This is a genomic window from Streptomyces sp. NPDC058864, assembly GCF_042742985.1.
Taxonomy (GTDB): Bacteria; Actinomycetota; Actinomycetes; order Streptomycetales; family Streptomycetaceae; genus Actinacidiphila.
Genome location: NZ_JBHYMQ010000030.1, coordinates 66,049 through 86,620, shown reverse-complemented (window position 1 = coordinate 86,620; position 20,572 = coordinate 66,049). Strand labels below are relative to the sequence as shown.

The 20,572-nt window shown below is 72.0% G+C and carries 22 protein-coding genes; 10 read left to right on the top strand and 12 right to left on the bottom strand.

Annotation, left to right across the window (positions count from 1 at the left end; genetic code table 11):
• Positions 1-249 precede the first annotated feature (249 nt).
• On the bottom strand, positions 250-930 hold the full coding sequence (phoP, locus tag ACFW3D_RS22970; RefSeq protein WP_018559602.1) for a two-component system response regulator PhoP: 681 nt from the start codon (positions 928-930) through the stop codon (positions 250-252).
• A complete protein-coding gene (gene phoR / locus ACFW3D_RS22965; RefSeq protein WP_500506478.1) occupies positions 927-2,213 on the bottom strand; it encodes a two-component system sensor histidine kinase PhoR in 1,287 nt (428 codons plus the stop codon). Before phoR ends, phoP begins: the two co-directional genes overlap by 4 nt.
• Before the next feature lie 205 nt (positions 2,214-2,418).
• Here phoR and phoU point away from each other — a divergent pair, with 205 nt between their 5' ends.
• Positions 2,419-3,099 carry a phosphate signaling complex protein PhoU gene (gene phoU, locus ACFW3D_RS22960; RefSeq protein WP_500506476.1) on the top strand — a complete coding sequence of 227 codons (681 nt, stop codon included), beginning with the start codon at positions 2,419-2,421 and terminating at the stop codon, positions 3,097-3,099.
• Between the two features lie 166 nt (positions 3,100-3,265).
• On the top strand, positions 3,266-3,436 hold the full coding sequence (locus ACFW3D_RS22955; RefSeq protein WP_158689751.1) for a hypothetical protein: 171 nt from the start codon (positions 3,266-3,268) through the stop codon (positions 3,434-3,436).
• Between the two features lie 87 nt (positions 3,437-3,523).
• Here the strand turns inward: ACFW3D_RS22955 and ACFW3D_RS22950 are convergent, their stop codons facing one another.
• The gene (locus ACFW3D_RS22950; RefSeq protein WP_500506474.1) at positions 3,524-4,003 is read right to left on the bottom strand and encodes a VOC family protein; all 480 of its coding nucleotides are present in this window, start codon (positions 4,001-4,003) and stop codon (positions 3,524-3,526) included.
• Positions 4,004-4,183: 180 nt separating this feature from the next.
• On the opposite strand from ACFW3D_RS22950, the gene ACFW3D_RS22945 reads away from it, so the two are divergent.
• Positions 4,184-4,951, top strand: a complete 768-nt coding sequence (locus ACFW3D_RS22945; RefSeq protein ID WP_500506472.1) for a CDP-alcohol phosphatidyltransferase family protein — start codon at positions 4,184-4,186, stop codon at positions 4,949-4,951.
• A 44-nt stretch (positions 4,952-4,995) separates the two neighbouring features.
• Here ACFW3D_RS22945 and ACFW3D_RS22940 read toward each other — a convergent pair whose 3' ends face one another.
• Both ACFW3D_RS22940 and ACFW3D_RS22935 read right to left on the bottom strand, forming a co-directional pair.
• Positions 4,996-5,637 carry a class I SAM-dependent DNA methyltransferase gene (locus ACFW3D_RS22940; protein ID WP_500506470.1) on the bottom strand — a complete coding sequence of 214 codons (642 nt, stop codon included), beginning with the start codon at positions 5,635-5,637 and terminating at the stop codon, positions 4,996-4,998.
• A gap of 19 nt (positions 5,638-5,656) precedes the next feature.
• Positions 5,657-6,016, bottom strand: a complete 360-nt coding sequence (locus tag ACFW3D_RS22935) for a hypothetical protein (RefSeq protein WP_500506468.1) — start codon at positions 6,014-6,016, stop codon at positions 5,657-5,659.
• A 227-nt stretch (positions 6,017-6,243) separates the two neighbouring features.
• On the opposite strand from ACFW3D_RS22935, the gene ACFW3D_RS22930 reads away from it, so the two are divergent.
• On the top strand, positions 6,244-6,447 hold the full coding sequence (locus ACFW3D_RS22930; RefSeq protein WP_500506466.1) for a hypothetical protein: 204 nt from the start codon (positions 6,244-6,246) through the stop codon (positions 6,445-6,447).
• A gap of 26 nt (positions 6,448-6,473) precedes the next feature.
• Here ACFW3D_RS22930 and ACFW3D_RS22925 read toward each other — a convergent pair whose 3' ends face one another.
• The 3 genes from ACFW3D_RS22925 to ACFW3D_RS22915 form a co-directional block, all read right to left on the bottom strand.
• Positions 6,474-6,809: a DUF6087 family protein gene (locus ACFW3D_RS22925; protein ID WP_500506464.1), complete on the bottom strand. Its 336-nt coding sequence runs from the start codon at positions 6,807-6,809 to the stop codon at positions 6,474-6,476.
• A gap of 65 nt (positions 6,810-6,874) precedes the next feature.
• Entirely contained in the window at positions 6,875-7,252 is a 378-nt protein-coding gene (locus ACFW3D_RS22920; RefSeq protein ID WP_500506462.1) for a hypothetical protein, read from the bottom strand.
• Between the two features lie 145 nt (positions 7,253-7,397).
• Entirely contained in the window at positions 7,398-7,937 is a 540-nt protein-coding gene (locus ACFW3D_RS22915; protein WP_500506460.1) for a GNAT family N-acetyltransferase, read from the bottom strand.
• Between the two features lie 713 nt (positions 7,938-8,650).
• Here ACFW3D_RS22915 and ACFW3D_RS22910 point away from each other — a divergent pair.
• The 3 genes from ACFW3D_RS22910 to ACFW3D_RS22900 all read left to right on the top strand — a co-directional run bounded on the left by ACFW3D_RS22910 (position 8,651) and on the right by ACFW3D_RS22900 (position 11,292).
• Complete coding sequence (locus ACFW3D_RS22910) at positions 8,651-9,226, top strand: hypothetical protein (protein WP_500506458.1); 576 nt, start codon at positions 8,651-8,653, stop codon at positions 9,224-9,226.
• Positions 9,227-9,711: 485 nt separating this feature from the next.
• Entirely contained in the window at positions 9,712-10,299 is a 588-nt protein-coding gene (locus ACFW3D_RS22905) for a hypothetical protein (RefSeq protein ID WP_500506456.1), read from the top strand.
• A 339-nt stretch (positions 10,300-10,638) separates the two neighbouring features.
• Complete coding sequence (locus tag ACFW3D_RS22900) at positions 10,639-11,292, top strand: class I SAM-dependent methyltransferase (RefSeq protein ID WP_500506454.1); 654 nt, start codon at positions 10,639-10,641, stop codon at positions 11,290-11,292.
• Positions 11,293-12,062: 770 nt separating this feature from the next.
• Here the strand turns inward: ACFW3D_RS22900 and ACFW3D_RS22895 are convergent.
• Positions 12,063-12,824 (bottom strand): phosphoglyceromutase, encoded by a 762-nt coding sequence (locus tag ACFW3D_RS22895; protein WP_500506452.1) that lies wholly within the window; start codon positions 12,822-12,824, stop codon positions 12,063-12,065.
• A 124-nt stretch (positions 12,825-12,948) separates the two neighbouring features.
• Here ACFW3D_RS22895 and ACFW3D_RS22890 point away from each other — a divergent pair, with 124 nt between their 5' ends.
• Positions 12,949-14,244 (top strand): MDR family MFS transporter, encoded by a 1,296-nt coding sequence (locus tag ACFW3D_RS22890; RefSeq protein ID WP_500506450.1) that lies wholly within the window; start codon positions 12,949-12,951, stop codon positions 14,242-14,244.
• On the opposite strand, the gene ACFW3D_RS22885 is transcribed toward ACFW3D_RS22890, so the two are convergent.
• The 3 genes from ACFW3D_RS22885 to mshA all read right to left on the bottom strand — a co-directional run bounded on the left by ACFW3D_RS22885 (position 14,241) and on the right by mshA (position 17,921).
• On the bottom strand, positions 14,241-15,905 hold the full coding sequence (locus ACFW3D_RS22885) for a glycosyl hydrolase family 28-related protein (RefSeq protein WP_500506448.1): 1,665 nt from the start codon (positions 15,903-15,905) through the stop codon (positions 14,241-14,243). The two genes, ACFW3D_RS22890 and ACFW3D_RS22885, sit on opposite strands and share 4 nt — an antisense overlap.
• Positions 15,906-16,063: 158 nt before the next feature.
• Positions 16,064-16,579, bottom strand: coding sequence for a YbjN domain-containing protein (locus tag ACFW3D_RS22880; protein ID WP_500506446.1), 516 nt, complete (start codon positions 16,577-16,579; stop codon positions 16,064-16,066).
• Complete coding sequence (gene mshA / locus ACFW3D_RS22875; protein ID WP_500506444.1) at positions 16,572-17,921, bottom strand: D-inositol-3-phosphate glycosyltransferase; 1,350 nt, start codon at positions 17,919-17,921, stop codon at positions 16,572-16,574. Before mshA ends, ACFW3D_RS22880 begins: the two co-directional genes overlap by 8 nt.
• Positions 17,922-18,074: 153 nt before the next feature.
• Between mshA and ACFW3D_RS22870 the strand changes: the two genes are divergently transcribed.
• Together ACFW3D_RS22870 and ACFW3D_RS22865 are read left to right on the top strand one after the other, a co-directional pair.
• Positions 18,075-18,875 (top strand): class I SAM-dependent methyltransferase, encoded by an 801-nt coding sequence (locus ACFW3D_RS22870; RefSeq protein WP_500506442.1) that lies wholly within the window; start codon positions 18,075-18,077, stop codon positions 18,873-18,875.
• 437 nt (positions 18,876-19,312) lie between these two features.
• The gene (locus tag ACFW3D_RS22865; RefSeq protein WP_500506440.1) at positions 19,313-20,341 is read left to right on the top strand and encodes a C40 family peptidase; all 1,029 of its coding nucleotides are present in this window, start codon (positions 19,313-19,315) and stop codon (positions 20,339-20,341) included.
• Positions 20,342-20,572 lie beyond the last annotated feature (231 nt).

The following is a 20,572-nucleotide window of genomic DNA, read 5'->3' as shown; positions in this document are numbered from 1 at the left end:
GCCCCGGGAGCGATGTGCTCCCGGGGCCCCTTCGTACGCCGGCGTCGGCCGGTTCACGACCGGCTCCACGGCCGGTTTACGGCTCGAACTTGTAGCCCAGGCCACGGACCGTCACCAGGTACCGCGGCGCACCCGGGTCCGGCTCGAACCCGATCCCGCGTGCGCTCCTCGCACCGCTCGGCCCCAGAGGGCCTCACCGGCTTCGCAGCGCTGCGCCGGACTCCGTCCGGCGTGCCGGCGTCGGCCGGTTTACGGCTCGAACTTGTAGCCCAGGCCACGGACCGTCACCAGGTACCGCGGCGCACCCGGGTCCGGCTCGATCTTGGCGCGGAGCCGCTTGACGTGGACGTCGAGGGTCTTGGTGTCGCCGACGTAGTCGGCGCCCCAGACCCGGTCGATCAGCTGCATGCGGGTGAGGACGCGGCCCGCGTTGCGCAGCAGCATCTCCAGGAGGTCGAACTCCTTGAGCGGCAGGTCGACCTTGCCGCCGCCCACCGTGACGACGTGCCGGTCGACGTCCATGCGGACCGGGCCGGCCTCGAGGGCCGAGGGCGAGATCTCCTCCGGCTCGCCGCGGCGGCGCAGCACGGCGCGGATGCGGGCGACCAGCTCGCGGGAGGAGTAGGGCTTGGTGACGTAGTCGTCCGCTCCTATTTCGAGACCGACAACCTTGTCGATCTCGCTGTCCTTCGCGGTGACCATGATCACCGGGACGGTGGACTTCAGCCGCAGCTGGCGGCAGACCTCCGTGCCGGGCAGGCCCGGCAGCATCAGGTCGAGCAGGACCAGGTCGGCGCCGTTGCGCTCGAACTCGTCCAGCGCGTCGGGCCCGGTCGCCGCGATGGCGACCTCGAAGCCCTCCTTGCGGAGCATGTACGACAGGGCATCACTGAAGGACTCTTCGTCCTCGACGACGAGTACTCGGGTCACGGGAGGACCTCCGGGGCGGGGATGTGATCGGGAAACGTCTCGTAGAGCGCGGAGGAGGAACCGGAGCCGGGCTCGGGCTCCCCGTCCTCCGCCGCCACGGCGGTGGAGCGGTCCCGGCCGTCCCGGGACACCGCGGCTTCGGGCAGCCGCAGGGTGAAGGTGGAGCCCTGGCCTTCGGCGCTCCACACCGTGACCTCCCCGCCGTGGGAGGCGGCCACGTGCTTGACGATGGACAGACCGAGACCGGTGCCGCCCGTGGCGCGCGAACGCGCCGGGTCGACCCGGTAGAACCGCTCGAAGATGCGGTCCCGGTCCTTTTCGGAGATGCCGATTCCCTGGTCGGTCACGGAGATCTCGATCAGGTCGCCACTGGGTGCGGCGACCCTGCGGCCCGCGATCCCCACGCGGGTGCGGGCCGGGCTGTAGTTGACCGCGTTCTCGACGAGGTTGCCGAGTGCGGCCGCGAGCTGGCCGCGGTTGCCCCAGATGTACAGGTCGGGGGCACCGCCGGTGGCCATGGTGATCTGCTTGGCGTTCGCCGGATGGCGGCAGCGGTCGACGGCCTCGGCGACGAGGTCGTCGACGGCGACGGGCTCGGCGTCGTCGAGGGGGTTGTCGTCCTGGACCCGGGAGAGGTCGATGATCTCCTGGACCAGGCTGGTCAGCCGGGCGGCCTCGATCTGCATCCGGCCCGCGAAGCGCTCGACGGCCTCCGGGTCGTCGCTGGCGTCCATCACCGCTTCGGAGAGCAGCGACAGGGCGCCGACCGGGGTCTTGAGCTCATGGCTGACGTTGGCGACGAAGTCTCGCCGTACCGCCTCGATGCGCCGGGCGTCGGTCAGGTCCTCGACCAGCAGCAGCACCAGGCGCGAGCCCAGTGGTGCCACCCGGGCGGAGACCGCGAGGCCCTCCCCGCGGCCGGCGCCCCGGCGGGGCAGGTCCAGTTCCACCTGCCGTATCTCGCCGTCCCGCCGGGTCTCCCGGGCCATCTGCAGCATCTGGTCGACGGCGAGCCTGCCGCCGCGGACCAGCCCGAGGGCGTACGCCGCCGAGCTCGCCTTGACCACCGTGTCGCCCTCGTCGAGGACGACGGCCGACGAGCGCAGCACGGACAGCACCGTGTCCACGCCCGGCGGTAGTACGGCTGCGGCGTCGGGCCGCAGGGATGTGCGTGTGGGGCGGGCCTGTTCCCGCTCGCTCCAGCGGAACGCGAGCACAGCGATCACACCGGTGCAGAGCCCGGCGATCGCACTGGCTGCGGCGACTGCCGCGTTCACGTCCATACACCCAGGTTAGGGGGACGAAATGAGTGGCCCACAGGGTCGGAGCGTCTTCTCGAACGCGCGTTGCCAAGAGTTCACCGTGGTGTCAGTACCGGTTCATTCCGGATGCTCGAGCGGTACGCGTGCGCCCGCGAGGTTGGGAGCGTGTCAGCGTGGGAGGACAATCCTCTTTTCGAACGGCTGAAGAGGCAACGGAAGGAACGCGATGCGCGACGCATATCACGAGGAACTCGACTCGATCGGTGACGGCCTGGTCGAGATGGCCCGGCTGGTCGGCTCCGCGATCGGGCGGGCCACCACGGCGCTGCTCGACGCCGACCTCAAGCTCGCGGAGAGCGTGATCGCCGCCGACGAGAAGGTGGACGACCTCCAGCGCGAGCTGGAGAACCGGGCCATCACCCTGCTCGCCCGCCAGCAGCCCGTCGCCACCGACCTGCGGATCGTCGTCACCAGCCTGCGCATGAGCGCGGACCTGGAGCGCTCCGGCGACCTCGCCCGGCATGTGGCGAAGCTCGCACGGCTGCGCTTCCCCAACACCGCCGTCCCGAACGACCTGCACAGCACGATCCTGGAGATGGGCCAGCTGGGGCAGCGCCTGATGGCCAAGGCCGCCGAGGTCATCGTCACCAAGGACGTCGACGACGCGCTGCAGCTGGAGGCGGACGACGACCGCATGGACGAGCTGCACCGCACGCTCTTCCAGCACCTGCTCGACGACCGCTGGAAGCACGGCATCGAGACGGCCGTCGACGTCACGCTCGTCGGCCGCTACTACGAGCGCTTCGCCGACCACGCGGTCTCGGTCGCCAAGCGCGTCGTCTACCTCGTCACGGGCGAGCACGCGGACGAGCTGTCCCCGCCTCCCACCCCGATGCCCGCGGACTAGCCGGGTCCCGTCGTCCGGAAGGGGCTCACGGCGCCGTACGGCGCGCGGGGCGGGTGCGCCCTCAGGGGCCGAACGCTTCCGCGCGCCGTTGATGCGCCGGGGTGCGACGTCGTTCACTGGTGGCAGGCATGCAGGCAGCCGTCGCCAACGGCAGAGGAGGGTAACCATGCCCGAGTCCCCCACGTCACCCACCGCCCGCGACCAGCCGTCCCCCGAGGGGACCCCGCAGTCCCCCGGCATCCGCGAACTGCCGCTGCTCGGCGCGTGCGGCTGCGGATCGGGCTGCGGATGCGGCTGCCAGTCCGGAGCGCCCTGCCGCTGCGGCGGCAGCTGCTGACTCCACGTTCCACGCCACCCGCGCTCTTCACGCCCGGGGGCCCGTCCGGTCGATCCGGACGGGCCCCCGGGCGCCGTGCTTCCCCGGTCACACGCCGTCGTACGCGCGGCGCAGCGCGGCGAGATCCATCTTCTGCATGGACAGCATCGCCTCCGTGGCCCGCCTGGCCTTCTCCGGGTCGGCGTCCCCGACCATCTCCAGCAGCACCTCGGGGAACACCTGCCAGGACACCCCGTACCGGTCCTTCAGCCACCCGCAGGGGCCCTCCTCCCCGCCGTCGGTGAGCTTCTCCCAGTAGTGTTCGACCTCGGCCTGGTCGGCGCACCGGATCTGGAACGAGACCGCCTCGTTGAAGGTGAACTGCGGACCGCCGTTCAGCGCCACGAACTTCTGGCCGTTGGCCGTGAACTCCACCGCCAGCACGGAGCCGGCGGGCCCGGGCCCGGCCTCGTTGTAGCGGCCGATCGTGCCGATGGCGGAGTTCTTGAAGATCGAGACGTAGAAGTTCGCCGCCTCCTCGGCCTTCCCGTCGAACCACAAGCACGTGGTGAAACCCTCGCTGGTCATCGCTGCCTCCTCCTGACGCATGGGCGCGTACCTCCTCATGACGGCTCGGGCGCCGGAAACTCATCGGTGCCGGCCGACGCACCGCTCCGCAGTCCCGGGGGCCCCCGACGGGCGCCGCCGGCCCGTCCCCTACCCTGTGCCGATCACCACGGTGCGCCGATGAGGCGGGAGGGAACGGTCATGTCTGCTGCCCCGGCACTGACGGAACTGCGCGAGGTCTGCCAGCCGCAGGCGAAGCTGCGCAGTCGCAACGGCGAGCACTGGGCGGGCCGCCTCTACATGCGGCGCGTGTCGCTCCGCGTGACCCGGCAGCTGGTGCGCACCCGGATCTCCCCCGACACCCTGACATGGACCATGGTCGTCTGCGGCGTCGCTGCGGGCGCCGCCCTGCTCGTCCCGGGGCTCGCCGGTGCCGTACTGGCGGCCCTGCTCTTCCAGCTCTTCCTCCTCTTCGACTGCGTGGACGGCGAGGTCGCCCGGTGGAAGGGGCAGAACAGCGCGACCGGCATCTACGTCGACCGCCTCGGCGCCTACCTGGCCGACGCGGCGCTGATGACCGGGGCGGGCTTCCGGGTGGCCCACGAGGGTTCGGCGTACTGGGCCTCGGTCGGACTCGCGACGGCCCTGGGGGTCGTGCTGCTGAAGGCGTCCACCGACCTCGTCGACGTCGCCCGCGCCCGGCGGGGCCTCCCCGTCGCCGACGACGAGGCGGCCCGGCCCCGTTCGGAGGGCGTCGCCGCCGTGCGACGGTTCGCCTCCGCCCTCAAGGTGCACCGCCTCACCAACGGCATCGAGGCCTCCCTCGTGCTCCTCGCGGCGGCGGTCGCGGACGCCGTGACCGGCAGTACCGTCCCGAGCGCCGCGACCCTGGCCGCGCTGGCGGCCGTCACCTGGCTCATGGTCGTGGCCCACCTGGCGTCGATCCTGTCCTCCTCGCGGCTGCGCTGACGCCGGTCCGACCCGTAGGGCCGCCCCCTCGTCCGGTGCGGCCGTCAGTCCCGGGTCATGAGCAGGTGGCCCCTGCGGAAGCGCTCGTCGGGTCCGGGCTCGCGGAGCATGCGGCCGGTCTCGGTGAAACCGGCGGACACCGCCAGGGCGGCGAGGTCGTCGATCGGCCAGCGGTAGGCCGTCGTCACCTTGTGGTCGAACGCGTCGAGGGGGCCGCCGCCGGATTCGAAGAAGCCCAGCAGGAGGTGGCCGCCCGGGGCCAGCGTCCGGCGGAACTCGTCGAAGTACGGGGGCAGGTCGCGCGGCGGGGTGTGGATGACGGAGTACCAGGACAGGATCCCGTCCAGCCCGCCGTCGGCGACGTCGTGCAGGGCGTCCATCGAGCCGACGTCGAAACGCAGGTCCGGATGCGCCTCGCGGGCCAGGCGGATCATCTCGGGGGACAGGTCCACGCCGAACGCGTCCAACCCGAGGTCCCGGAGGTGCGCGGTGACGTATCCATGGCCGCAGCCGAGGTCGGCGACGGTCCCGCCGCCGGCCGCCAGAACGGAGTCGGCGAAGGCCGCGATCAGCGCGCGGTCCAGCGGGAGCGAGCCGAGCCAGTTGCTGAACAGCTCGGCGTAGAGGACGGCGACGGAGTCGTAGGCACTGGCCGTCGAGGCGGGATGCAGGGAGGGCTCGGTCACGGGAAACGACCTTAGGCCCCTAGGAATCGGCGAACCAAGAGCCGATCGACTCCCATGAAAAGGCGTCCCGCCAGGCGGGCCCGCCCGCCGTCCAGCCCTGAAGCGCCGCGATGACCTCCTGCGCCGAGACGGTGTGCGTCCGGTAGTGCTCCGCGGGGGCGCGGTCGCGGTACTCGAGCTGGTACGTGCCGTCCGGGCGGCGCCATACCTGGACGTAGCACTGCTCGTCCGCGGCGCACTCCAGCACCAGGTGCCCGTCGCGGGGGAGGTCCAGCACCGCCTTCTCCACTGCGGCGCCGTGCGGGCTGCCGGGAGCGGGACGGTGACCGGGGTGGGCGAGGGGGTCGGTCTGAGGGTCGGTCTCAGGGTCGATCTCCACGGGGTCCTCTCCTTCGGGTCGGGCACGGGCGGCCGCTCCAACGGGGTGTCGCGGCCGCCAGGACGAATTCGCCGGTGTACCCCCGGCGGCCTCCCCCAAGGCTGCCGCCGATGCTAGCGACGGCCGCCGACACCGCCCCGGCGGGCTCCGGCGCGGGGCGAATCCGGTTGACCGCCGCCCGCGCGATCGCTGTACTCCGCTGCCGGGACGGCGACTTGGGAGGACCCGTGACCGTACTGCCGGCGAGGGTGGACCGCGACATCCTCGACCACCGGATCATGCCCGCGCTGCTGACGATCCGGGAAACACCCGGCTGCTCGATCCACGAGGCGATCGACGTGGTCTCAGCCCGGTACGAAGTGCTGCGCAGGGAGCGCCCGGACGAATTCGCCCACCCGTCCGAGGAGTTCGGCCGGGGCTTCTACTCCTGAGCGGCGGTGCGCACACCGGGGGCCGGCTACTCGTCCAGCAGCGCCCGCAGCCTCGCCTCCCGCCTGTCGGCGGCCGCCGCGGGAGGGTGCGCGGCCGCGGCGTCGCCTCCGGCCGGAGGGGCCGCCCGCCGGCCGTTCCGCGCCGCGCGCAGGACGGCCCTGGCTTCCGCAAGGTCGGCGACGACGGCAACCGCTTGCCAGGCATGGCCGTCCCACCGCGAGATCAGACGCGGGGCGTCCGGTGCCACGTGAGCACCCCGCGGCGGCCCAGGTGCAAGCGTGCCGGCACGGAGCCGGCCCACCTTCCGTGCCTGCCGTTCCTCGCGCCGTCGCAGCCACTGCTCCAGGGGCTCGTCCTCCATGCGCACAGCATGTCCCGTCGGGCGCCGGTGCACCACGGTCGTGAGGGAACGAAGTCCCGCTGCGCCTACGGCTGATGGGAGTCGGCCGTCGCGGGGACGGCGGCTGCCGCGGTCCGCTGCGGCACGGCGTCGGGCGCCTCCGCCGCCCCGGCCGGCGCCGGACGGTAGGACCGCCGGTAGAGACCGAACGCGCCGAGGATGAGGCAGAAGCCCACGGTCGTGGCGACCACCGACATCGGCGACCCGCCCAGGTGACGGTGGACCGGGCCCACGGCGAGCGTGCCTCCGAAGCCCGCGCAGACGTCCGCCCAGCCGCTGAGGCGCGGCGACGACACCGTCCTCCTGAGCCACGGGGCGACCCAGCCGGCGCAGAGGGCGGCGATACCGGAGCCGAAGGTCAGCAGCCAGTAGAGCGCCAACACGGTCCATCCGATGACATCCACAGCAGGGCCCCCCATGCGACAAATGTGCGACCCGGCGGCCGCAGGCGCGATCTTCGCACGGATGACCCGGCGCCGCCGAAAGCGGCGGCCCGGCGACCGAGTCGGGCACGCCCTGCCATGTGCAGCCGACCCAACACCCGCGCGGTCAGGCGCGCCCGGGCCGGGCGACGGGCTTCGTGATCGCGTGCACCGCCACCGGCCGGCCGTGCGCGGGTACGACGGTCTCGAACTCGAACCGCATGCCCAGCTTGTCCATCACCCGTTCCGAGCGAAGGTTCTCGACGTGGCGGATGCCGACGACCCGGTCGAGGGCGCAGTCGTCGAGTCCGAAACGCAGCAGCGGGCGCGCCGCCTCGGTGGCGTAGCCGTGCCCCCATTGCTCGCGCGCCAGCCGCCAGCCGATCTCCACCGCGGGCAGGATCTGCGGCAGGAAGGCGGGCACGGTCAAAGTGACCCACCCGGCGTACCGTCCGGTCTCCCGCACGATGAGGGACAGCATGCCGAATCCCCGTTCGTCCCACTCCCGACGAGCCAGCGCGATGCCGCGTGCGGCTTGCTCACGGTCCGGCGGCCGGACCGAGCCGTCGCCGATGTACCTCATCACCTCCGGGTCGGCGTTCATCGCGAGGAGCGGGTCGAGATCGTCCTCGGCCGGCAGGCGCAGCAGGAGGCGATCGGTCGTCACGGGTTTCACTCGGTGCCCCTCTCGGACGGAAGTCGCGTCGATCGGCCCGGTTCCCGGGTCCCCGGTGACCGCACGATGACGCCGGACCGCACGCGGTCCGACAACCATGCCGCGCCGAGCCTGCCTTTGGGCACCTCATGGCCCGTCGGAATCCCTACTGGCCGTGTCGGCCGCTGTACTTCCCTGCTGCCTCGCGCGCTTCGCCGCCGCGTTCCGGGCGTGAGCCTCACGCCGTAGCCGTCGCTCATAGTCCGCGATCTGCTGGGACATGGGTACGCCTGTCCCTCTCTGAACGAGCCGCCCGTTCTCACGGTCCACCAAGAAGGGGGCGTTCCCGCCGAGGGTCGGCCGCGTGCCGGCGGGGCGACCGATGTCCTGTCGCGCGCACCAGTAGAACACCCAGCCGAACGACACGGGTTTGACACCGGCGATCGCAAGGTCCCAGGGGCGCGCCTCTGACATCCGTGCGAGCTCCCGCAGCACAAGCGTCCTGGCTTCATCTTCGGTCAGCATCCGTGCACCCTCGCAGACTGGACCAGCCGAATCGACGAACGATCTCGGAATCCGCCATGGCAGCGATGTCACCATGGGTTCACATCCCACGCTCGCCACAGTGGCCGGCGAAGGCGCTGGGCAGAAGGGGTGCCCTCACGACACGGGGGCGCGCACGGGTCGCGCGCCCAACCTGTGGCCGGTGTCGGCCCGGAACAATCATGAAGACGGGGGGGAAGGCCATGGGGACCTACCGGCAGACCGTTGTGGACCTGGATGCCTCAGCGGGGGAAGCGGTGGCGTGGGGCGAGCGCGGTAGGGAGTGGCTGGAGGCGGAGGGATTCATCCGCCTGGTGCCGTGGCAAGACAGTGCGGTGCAGTTGGCCGGGCCACGCTGGCGGGAGGCCGTCGACCTGGTCCCGTGGGACTGGCGGGCCCGGATCAAGGAGCTGGAGGAGGAGCCCGGCGGGGAAGTGCAGGTTGTGGCGGGTCGTACCGTCTTCCTCGCCGGTCCGGGCGACGTCCCTTCCGCGATCTGTCCCCGCTGCCATAGCGCGACCTCCGCCTGGTCCACTGAGGTCGTCGGCACCTGGTACACCACGGGCGCGGCTGACCTCGGCTGCCCGGCTTGCGCTCGTCGCGCTCCGCTTCCCGACTGGGAGTGGACGCACGACTACTTCGCCTTCGCCCACCTCGGCTTCCAGTTCGACGACTGGCCGCCCCTTGATCCCCACTTCACTGCCGCCTTCGGAAAGGTGCTGGGCCACCGCATCCGGGTGCTCGCGGGAAAGTGGTGAGACCAGAGCAGAGGTCGACGTATCGGCTTTGGGGGGAGTCCCTGACGCCTTAGGCGTACGCGCACCTCATGCCAAGCGGCCGGAAGCGGTCCCGGAAGGCTCTCGGACGGGCTCTCCGCCCGCAGAATCACACGGGCTGAGGTTCCAGGGAGGTCCCAGACCACGAAAATGCCCCCGATCCGCACCGAAAGCACGGATCAGGGGCATGATCGCGAAAGTTACTTCTTCTTGCCCCGGGTCTTGCCCGAGAAGTTGGCGACCTGCGTTTTCGCTGGTCCGAGCGGCGCTTCGGTACGCCGGAGTGGGTGTCATTGGTCGTCATTGGCCGCTGTTGAGCTACCTCGGACGGCCCAGAGACGGCCCGGATACCCGACTGGCCGCATGAACAATCGGGGGTGGAGCTTTGGAAGTAGAGTCGCCGCAGATACGAGATCGGCAGGGTGTTCGGGTAGACCTCGACGCCGCGATCCAACAGCGGAGAGACAATGCAGCAGCCCCCTGGCGAGTCCATGACGCGCCTCATGTCTTTGGTCACGGCTCCGGCCAAGGGCGGAAACACGGTGGACTGGGACGGGCTTGCCAAGCGGTATCCGCGAGGATTCCCCGACGACTACAAGCAGTTCATGCGCGTCTACGGCCAGGGCGTATTCGACGGCCACCTCGGTGTCATCCCGCCCGTCCAGGAGGTGTATCGCAAGGGCTCCACCATCGAGGAGGACACGGCAACCGCCGAGTTCACGGCCGAAGAGCTGGAGTACGAGGAACCCGAACTCCTCGTTGCCTGGGGCTATACCGTGGATGCGGACCTGCTGTGCTGGCGCGCGGACTCACCAGACCCCAACAACTGGACCACGGTGATTTGGCGCCGGCACTGGGCTACCCCCGACTGCTGGGCACATTTCGACTGCGGCATGGTCGAGCTGCTCTGCCGCTACGCGGCACGTGACTTGCCCGAGCATTGGACCTTCGACCTGCCCTACAGCGGAGCGCGATTCCTTCACGACCGAGATCACAGTCGGTTCATCGGCCTCGGGGTCGACCCCTGGGGTGCCGAAACCCCTCCTGAGCTGTAGCGGAATGGCGCTGACCTGCCGCGCGTCTGGGGCCGGTGCGTAGCGGCTTTGGGCTGGAGCTGCCATGGGGCGAGAGATCGGGTCCCGTACGCGCTCACAAATCAGGCAGTCTGTGGGACTGACGGGATTCGAACCACTGACCCTCTCGATGCGAACTATGGGCGCGACGGTCGCTGAGGTCTGCTCAGCAGCTCAGCCGGTCGTCCGGGGCAATGTCGGTCGGCTGCGGTCACGATGGTTGCTGTGCTTGGTTGCTGTACCGCATGGTCGGTGGTCACCATGTCGGGAGTTCGGCCGGGCAGCATCCGGTACCCCTGGCAGCGACTACCGTGTCTGGGCATGAGCGCTGAAGGCTGGTTGTTGGACACCCGGACGTCCTACGACACAGTCGCCACCAACTATGCGGACCAGGTGCGCAACCTTCTGGATGAAACGCCCTACGAACGCATGGTCCTGGCGCTCTTCGCCGACCTCGTGCGCGCCACAGGCGCGGGGCCGGTTGCGGACGTGGGATGCGGGCCAGGGAGGATTACGGCCTACCTGCATGAACTGGGCGTGGACACGCTCGGAATCGATCTGTCGCCCGCGATGATCGAGATAGCTCGGCGTGATCACCCCGGCCTACGGTTCGAGGTCGGTTCCATGACAGACCTCGACCTTGCCGACGCCTCGATGGCCGGCCTGGTTGCCTGGTACTCGCTGATCCACGTCCCCGACGACGAGATCGGCTCGGTTCTCAGGCACTTTCGGCGAGTTTTACGGCCCGGCGGCCCCCTGCTGCTCAGCTTCCATGTCGGTGATGAGCCACGGCTGAAAACCCAAGGTTATGGCGGCCACCCGATGAAGGTCTACGTCCATCGCCGTCAGCCTGGGCAAGTGGCCGCCTGGCTCAACGATGCCGGCTTCACGGTCGAGGCACAGATGACTCTCAGCTCAGCCGAGAGCACCCTCGGGGGAATCCTCTTCGCCCGGCGCCAACTCGACACCCAGTAGGGGATGCTGCCGACGGCCACCGCTTTAGGAGCGAGGTTGGGTGGACCCAAGGCTGACCTGAAGTTTTCTGTCCTGCGCAGAGTCCGGCAGTACGTACCCTCGCGCACCCTGATGCCCCGTGGGATCCCGCCCCTTCTGGGACGGATATGGCACGACCGCGGGGGTGGCTCGGACGGAGCCGGACTCCTTACGACGTACTCCGGCTGCGATGCCAGTTGAAGATGGCCCCGTAGGACAGCACCGGAAGGAAGATGAGGGGACCGGTCATCGAGGTCCAGAAGGTCAACCAGAGTGAGATCGCGAGCTGAATCCAGAAGAGTAGATACAACCACCATGGCAGTACGCTCGCCGCCTTGAATATCGGTAGCGTCAGCCGGACCCAGTGCTGCCACCCCTTGCGCGTGCCATGCCGCTCTACCACCGAGCCCCCTCCCTGCACAGCCTGGCCATCATGATGCCGTACATGTCCCACGCGGGTGGTGTGGAGAGAGTTTGAGGTCTGGCCCTTGGGGTGAGAGATCGGGGTCCGTACGCTGGTTGCGGATCGGGCTGGCTCCTCGCCGGCGTGCCCGAGGAAGACGCTGCGGCAGCCGTGTCGGCCCTCCGCGAGGTGCGAGCACACGCGGAGACGAGAGAACGGCCGGAGCCGGAGTTTCTGAAGGACTGAGCACGGCCCGATCAACGGGCTGACGGCCCAGAGACGGCCCCAGAGCGGCGACAAGCCCCCTCCCCGCGGAGAAACCGCAGGTAGGGGGCTTGATCGCGTCGGGCTACTTCTTCTTGCCCTGATTCTTCACGGCCTCGATCGCCGCCGCGGCCGCCTCGGGGTCGAGGTAGCGGCCGCCCGGGGTGACGGGGCGGAAGTCGGCGTCGAGCTCGTAGGAGAGCGGGATGCCGGTGGGGATGTTCAGGCCCGCGATGTCGGCGTCGGAGATGCCGTCGAGGTGCTTGACGAGGGCGCGCAGGCTGTTGCCGTGGGCGGCGACCAGGACGGTGCGGCCGGTGAGGAGGTCGGGGACGATGCCGTCGTACCAGTACGGCAGCATGCGCTCGACGACGTCCTTCAGGCACTCGGTGCGCGGGCGCAGCTCCGGCGGAATGGAGGCGTAGCGCGGGTCGTCGCTCTGGGAGAACTCGGTGCCGTCCTCGAGCGGCGGCGGCGGGGTGTCGTAGGAGCGGCGCCAGAGCATGAACTGCTCCTCGCCGAACTCGGCGAGGGTCTGCGCCTTGTCCTTGCCCTGGAGGGCGCCGTAGTGGCGCTCGTTGAGGCGCCAGCTGCGGTGGACGGGGATCCAGTGCCGGTCGGCGGCCTCGAGGGCCAGCTGCGCGGTGCGGATCGCGCGCTTCTGGAGGGAGGTGTGGACGACGTCGGGGAGGAGTCCGGCGTCCTTCAGCAGCTCGCCGCCCCGGACCGCCTCCTTCTCGCCCTTCTCGTTGAGGTTGACGTCGACCCAGCCGGTGAAGAGGTTCTTCGCGTTCCACTCGCTCTCGCCGTGGCGGAGGAGGATCAGCTTGTAGGGAGCTTCTGCCATGCCATGGAGTCTAAGAGAAAACCTCTTGGTGCCCTCCGGAGGGCGGATGTAAGCTGCGCAGGCCAAGCTGGCCCATTACGCCATTACGCCTATGCCGCCCCGAACGCCGCGAGGAGCAGCCGCCGTGCCCGATGTCAGACGTGCCGTACGGGAGACCGTGTCGGGACTCCCCCGGACCTTCTGGTGGCTGTGGACCAGCACGCTGGTCAACCGGCTCGGCGGCTTCGTCGTCACCTTCCTCGCCCTCTACCTGACCCTCGACCGGGGCTACTCGGCCACCTACGCCGGTCTCGTCGCGTCCCTGTACGGCCTCGGCGGCGCCGTCGGCGCGGTCGTCGGCGGGGTGCTGACCGACCGGATGGGGCGGCGCTCGACGATGCTGCTGGCGCAGGTCGCGGCCGCGGCCGGCACGGCGACGCTCGCCTTCGTCGACGGGCAGGCGCAGATCGCGGCGGTGGCGACCGTGATCGGCGTGGCGAGCAGCGCCTCGCGCCCCGCGGTGCAGGCGATGATGGCGGACGTGGTGCCCGCCGCGGACCGGGTGCGGGCGTTCTCGCTCAACTACTGGGCGATCAACATCGGCTTCGCCGTCTCCTCGGCGGCGGCCGGACTCATCGCCTCGCAGGGCTACCTCTGGCTGTTCCTGGGCGACGCCTTCATGACGGTGCTCTGCGCACTGGTGATCTACGCCAAGGTGCCGGAGTCGATGCCGGGCCGGGAGCCCGAAGCGGCGGCGGCAACGGCGGCAGCCGCCGCCGGGAGCGGGAAGTCCCGGGTCGGCCTCGGGGTCGTGCTGCGCGACCGGCGCTTCATGGCGTTCGTCGCGCTGACGTTCCTCCTGGGCACGGTCACCCAGCAGGGTTCGACGACCCTCTCGGTCGACATGGGCCGCCAGGGCTTCTCCGCGAGCGAGTACGGCCTGGTCATCGGGCTCAACGGCCTGCTCATCGTGCTCCTGCAGCTCCCGCTCACCCGGCTCGTCGAACGGCGGAGCGTGGCGGCGCTGCTGACCGCCGGCACGCTGCTGATGGGCTGGGGCTTCGGGCTCACCGCCTTCGCCGGTTCGGTCCCGTTCTACGCGCTGGCGGTCGCGGTGTGGACGATCGGCGAGATCCTGCACGCGCCGGCCTCGATGTCGCTCGTCGCCGACCTGGCGCCGGCCCACGCGCGCGGGCGCTACCAGGGCATGTACTCCCTGTCCTGGCCCGCGGCGGCGTTCGCCGGCCCGCTGCTGGGCGGCGTGGCGCTGGACCGCTGGGGCGGCGGCGTGGTGTGGGGGGCCTGCGCCGTGGTCGGCACGGTCGCCGGCGCGGGCTACTGGCTGCTGCTGCGGGAGCGCGGCATGCAGGCCGCGCCGGTGGACGCGGTGCCGCCGGCCCCGGCGCGGATACCGGAGCCGGAGCCGACGGCGGACTGCTAGGCCTTGCGCAGGGCGCGCTGCGCCTCGTACAGGTTCGGCGGGGTGACCGCCGGGTTCCCGTACGAGGCGAGCCGCGAGTTCAGCGGCCCGGTGAAGTCGGGGACGTCGACCTGGCCGAAGGCGGTGACCTCGGAGATGCCGACGGTCGCGCTGCACGGGGCGACGTCGTCGATCTTCACGCAGCCGGCCCGGCCGTTGGTGACGGTGACGTTCCAGTGCGCGAAGCGCGCCCCGTACAGCGGTCCCGCCGACGCGTCGCCCCCGTGCGAGCCGTCGTTGTTCACCGTGATCCCGGTGCGGACGTTGGCGAACGGCAGTCCGCGGTGGGTGTCGAAGGTGCCCATCGCCATCCGCCCGCGCGACCAGACGTTGTAACTGGACAGGCCCTCGACGTTGATGCCGTGCAACTGGGTGCCCGCGGGGGCCGGCACGGTGCGGGGGTCGATGACGAAGTCCTCGACCAGGTTGTCGTGGGCGCCCTCGCGGCAGGCGTACGGGTGGTGGCCGCCGCGTCCGGACACGCGGGTGCGGCGCAGGGTGACGCCCTTCGCCGCAACCAGCAGGAAGCCGTTGTCGGCGTTGACGACGGTGACGTCGTCGGCCCAGCAGTCCCAGGCGCACTGCAGGGCCAGTCCGTTCCAGCCGGTGTCGAGCAGGTGCGGGGCCTGCGGGATGTCCGGCAGTTCGATGGTGAGGCCCTCGACGCCGCTGCCGACGACGGGGGTGACCAGCGTGGTGAGCATCGGTTCGAACGCGGGCCGGGCGTCCAGCGGCAGGGGCTGCGCGAGCGTGACGCGCCGGCCGTGGACGGCGGCGATCCGCACCGGCCACTCGTAGGGCACGTAGCTGAGCACCTTGCTCTTGTCGGACCAGTCGTACGTGGCGGTGCCCTCGACGTCGCCCGCCATGTGGTCGAGCAGGCTGTGGTCGTCGGGGTCCGACAGCCGCAGCATCACCCGGTCGCCGGGGCGGAGCGCTCCGGGGGTGTCCACGGTGACGGTGCGGTCCCCCTGCCGGGCGGTGCCGGTGATCCGGGCGAGCGGGCGCCATTCGTCGCGGCGGTTGCCGGTCCAGCCCTCGAACGGCCAGTCCTGGGCGCGGATGGCGTCGATGAGGGTGCGGTAGCGGTCGGTGGGGCAGACCCAGACCAGGCCGCCCGCCCACGACCAGGCGGACTTGGTGCCGCCGTAGCGGCTGCCGTAGGGGCCGATGGCCTCGGAGAGGGACCGTCCGGCGCGCAGCACGGTGGCCCCGCTGCCCGCTCCGCGCAGGGTGACGCCGCTGTGGCCGATCCGGACGACGTCGTCGATGCGGTACGTGCCGGCCGGGAGCAGGACCGTGCCTCCGCCGCTCGCGCCGACGTGCTCGATCGCCCGGTTGATGGCGGGCGCGGCGTCGGCGCTTCCGTCGGGGCGGGCGCCGTACCGCAGGACGTCCGCGCGAACCGGGCGCCGGGGGAAGTGCCGGGTGCCGCCCGCGCAGCCGGCCTGGCCGACCCAGGGGATCTGTGGATGGGTGTGCGGGGCGCGGGTGAACTCCGCCCACAGCTCCTCGGGCGGTCCGGTCGGGTCCGGCCGCCCGGGGGCCGGGACGGCGGTGGGCCGGGGGACGACCGCGAGGGCGCCGCCGGCCTGCAGGATGCGTCTGCGGCTGATGGCCATGAACAGAACCCGCCTTTCACGTATCTGAACAACATTCAGATGTGCGACGGGCATGAGGGTGCCACGGAGCGGCGATCCCTGGGAAGACCCCGGGAACGGGGTGGAACCGGCCCTGCGAGGGCTGGCGAGGGCTGGAGAGGGCGCGCGGCGAGGGAGGGCTACTCGGCGCTCTTGTCCGCCTTGCCGATCAGATGCGTGAACGCGTCGAGGTTGCGGGTGGATTCGCCGCGCGCCGTCCGCCAGGCGTGCTCCTTGCGGATCGCGTCGGCGAAGCCCAGCTCCAGCAGCGTGTTGAAGCTGCCGTCGGCGTTCTCCACGACGGCGCCCAGCACCCGGTCGACCTCCTCGGGCGTCACCGCGACCAGGGGCAGCCGGCCGGAGAGGTAGACGTCACCGAGCGCGTCGATGGCGTAGGCCACCCCGTACAGCCGGGTGTTGCGCTCCAGGAGCCAGCGGTAGAACGCCTCGTGGTTCTCGTCGGGGCGGCGCACGACGAAGGCGTTGACCGTCAGGGTGTGCCGTCCCACGGCCAGGGCGACGGTGGTGGAGAGCTTGCGCGTGCCGGGGAGCTTGACGACGTACTCGCCCCCGGCGCCGGTCTCCCAGCCGAGTTCCGCGTCCTCCAGTGCCTGCTCGACCGCCGCGCGCGCCGCCGTCTGCTCCCGCTCACCCATGCGGCGATCGTAGGCGACGCCGGTGCTCGGCCATCGCACCCGCGTACACCTCGGCGGTCCTGGTGGCGGCCGCGTCCCAGCCGAAGCACTCCGCGTGCCTGGCCGCGGCCGAGCCCATGGCGGGCACGAGCTGCGGGTGCTCGACGAAGCGGCGCAGGGCGCGCGCGTAGTCGGCCGGGTCGTGGCCCGCGACGAGGAAGCCGGTCTCGCCGTCCTTCACGGCCACCGGCAGCCCGCCGACCGATGCCGCCACGACCGGCGTGCCGCAGGCCTGGGCCTCGATGGCCACCAGCCCGAACGACTCGCTGTACGAGGGCATGACCAGCACGGACGCCGCCCGGTACCAGTCCGCGAGCCGGTCCTGGGCGACCGGCGGCTGGAAGCGCACCAGGTCGGAGATGCCGAGCCGGGCGGCGAGCTTGTGCAGCCGCTCGGGCTTGGCCAGGCCGCTGCCGCTCGGCCCGCCGACGACGGGGACGACGAGGCGGTCGCGCAGCGAGGGATCCTCCGCGAGCAGGATCGCCGCGGCGCGCAGCAGGATGTCGGGCGCCTTGAGGGGCTGTATCCGGCCGGCGAAGAGCGGGATCACCGCGTCCTGCGGCAGGCCGAGGCGCGCGCGGGCCCCGGCCCGGCCGCCGTGGGCGTCCGGCCGGAAGCGGTCCAGGTTCACCCCGGGGTGGACGACGGCGACCTTGCCGGGGTCGGCCTCGTAGTGCCGGATCAGCTCGTCCGACTCCTCGGCGGTGTTGGCGATCAGCCGGTCGGCGGCACCGACGATCTGCGTCTCGCCGATGACCCGGGCCGTGGGCTCGGGGGTGTCGCCCTCGGCGAGCGCGGCGTTCTTGACCTTGGCCATGGTGTGCATGGCGTGGACGAGCGGGACGCCCCAGCGCTCGGCGGCGAGCCAGCCGACGTGGCCGGAGAGCCAGTAGTGCGAGTGCACCAGGTCGTAGTGGCCCTGCCGGTGGCTGGCCTCGGCGTGCATCACCCCGTGGGTGAAGGCGCACAGCTGCGCGGGGAGGTCCTCTTTGTTCAGGCCCTCGTACGGGCCGGCGTCCACGTGCCGCACCAGGACCCCGGGGGCCAGCTCGACCGTGGGCGGCAGGGCGGCGGTGGTGGCGCGGGTGAAGATCTCCACCTCCACGCCGGGGCCCTCCGCGAGCCGCTTGGCCAGCTCGACGATGTAGACGTTCATGCCGCCCGCGTCCCCGGTGCCGGGCTGATGGAGGGGCGAGGTGTGCACGCTGAGCATGGCCACGCGCCGCGGACGGCGCCCACCGGCATGGCGCCGCAGCCGGCGGTGCCCACCACCGGCCAGGACCTTCGCCACGTACTGGCTCACGTCGCGTCCTCCACTTCTGCGCGGGCGGCGGAGCGGACGCCACCCATCAACGGTCTCAACCAGCGGACGGCCTAGATCCATTTCCGCTTTGCCAAAGCGTGACCCTCGACCCGGCCCGGATCCGCCGCCCGGGGGCTCGCATAGGCTCGTCGCATGCGTGCGACACGGCCGGTCGGCGAGGTGACCCGGGGAACGACCAACCCCAACCGTCTGCGCCGCATGGACCGCTGGATCGCCGCCCAGCACGGGGCCGCGCTGCGCCGCAGCGACGACCCCCTCGCCGTGGACCTGGGCTACGGGGCGGCGCCCTGGACCGCCCTGGAACTGCTGGTACGGCTGCGCACCGCGCGCCCCGACGCCGAGGTCGTCGGGATCGAGATCGACCCGGCCCGGGTGGCCGCCGCCCGGCCGTACGCCCGCGAAGGGCTCTCCTTCGCGCACGGCGGCTTCGAGGTGCCCCTCCCCGACGGCCGCAGACCGGCCCTGATCCGGGCGGCGAACGTGCTGCGCCAGTACGACGAGGAGCAGGTCGCCGAGGTGTGGACGCGGCTGCGGGCCCGGCTCGCGCCGGACGGGCTGCTGGTCGAGGGTACCTGCGACGAGATCGGCCGCCGCCATGTGTGGGTCGCGCTCGGCCCCGAGGGACCGCGCACGGTGACCTTCGCCACCCGGCTCGGCTCGCTGGAACGCCCTTCCGACCTGGCGGAGCGGCTGCCCAAGGCGCTGATCCACCGCAATGTGCCGGGCGAACCCGTGCACGCGTTCCTCGGCGACTTCGACCGCGCGTGGGCGGCCGCCGCACCCTTCGCCTCCCTGGGCGCGCGGCAGCGCTGGATCCGCGCGGTGCGCAGCCTGGCGGGCCCGGGCGGCTGGCCGGTCACGGACACCGCGGCCCGCTGGCGCCAGGGCGAGGTGACCGTCCGCTGGGAGGCGCTGGCCCCGGCGCCGGGCTGATCCGGTACCGGGCCGATCCCGTGCTCCGGACGCGCGGCCCCGCACCCCGCCGGTCAGGGGTCACGTCCGGCCGCGGCCGGACTGCGTGACGCCGCCCGCCTGGGCGTGCGCCGGATCCGCCCACCACCGCGGGCACCCCCACCGGGAACCCCGGCCCGGCCCTCCGGCCGCGCCCCGCGCCACCCTGCCGATCCGGGGCGCGACCCCGCCCCGGGGATGTGCCGGGGATCGCGCCTGATCCACCCCCGCCTCACACCACCGCCCCCGGCCCCCGTCGCACCGGGGCGGTTTCCGGCCCGCCACCCAACACGCCCCGGCCGGGCCGGCACGGCGCCGCAGCACGATGCGACAGCCCGCGGCTCTGGCCGATTCACGCCTTCCGTGGCACCATCCACAGCCACGTGACGGACCGTCAGATATTTTGCGGAGGTGCCCGCATGAAGCGTACGGCCGGCCTGGCCTGTACCGCGCTGCTGCTCCTCGCCGCCCCCGTACCGGTCGCGCACGCCGATCCGCCCCCGCAGCGCCGCACCCTCCAGGACGTACGGGCCGAGGTCGGCGCCCTCTACCGGCAGGCCGAACGCGCCACCGACACCTACAACTCCGCGCACGAACGGGTCCTCGCCCAGCAGGAGCAGATCGTGGCGCTCGCCCGCGTCATCGACCGCGAGCAGACCCGGCTGCGCACCCTCACCGCCCAGGCGGGCGCGCTCGCCCGTGCCCAGTACCGCGGCGGCGGCATCGGCCCCGGGGCCGGCCTGCTGCTCAGCGACGACCCGGACGCCTTCCTCGGCGGACTCGCCCTCGCCGACCGCGGCGCACGGGCCGCCGACGCCACCATCGGGCAACTGCGCACGACCACCGCGGAGCTGGGCGCCTACGCCCGCGCCGCCACCGTCGCCTGGGAGCGCCTCATGGCCGGCCAGAAGGCGGCTGCCGACGCCGAGCGGGAGGTCACCGCCCGGCTGAACCGCGCGAAGCGCCTGCTCGCCGGCCTGGAGGCCCGGGAACGGGCACGGCTGGAAGGGCTGGAGGACGAGGCCGCCTACCGTTCCCAGGTCTCCTGGCTGCGCACCGACGCCGCCACGCGCCTGCGCCGCGACGCCGCCGGCGCCACCCGGCAGGGCGCGGCCGCCGTCGCCTTCGCCTCGGCCCAGATCGGCAAGCCCTACGCATGGGGAGCGGACGGCCCGGCCGCGTACGACTGCTCCGCACTGACCCGGGCCGCCTGGCGCGCCGCCGGGGTCGGCATCCCGCGCACCTCGCAGGAGCAGTGGCGGCTCCTGCCGCACGTGCCCGTGGCGGCGATGCGCCCGGGGGACCTGGTCGTCTACTTCGACGACGCCAGTCACGTCGGCATCTACGTGGGCGATGGCGCGATCGTCCACGCGCCGCGCCCCGGGCGGCGGATCACGGTGGCGGGGGCCGGGTCGATGCCCGTCCTCGGGGTCGTGCGCCCCGGCTGACCGGTACGGGGCCGCGCCGGGCCGGCGCGCCCCGCTGTGACCTGTGTCCTGTGACCCCGGCCGCGTGACGTGCACCACGCCCCGGCGGACCAAACGTGACGTTGGTCATGCCCGGTTCGTCCTCCGGAGGCCGAAATCCGCAGCTCAGAACCGCATATGACACGGGCGGTTTACCAACGGGGCCTCCCCTGCCGCCGGGCGCTACCGCTATGGTCGCCCTTCAGTGTGCTC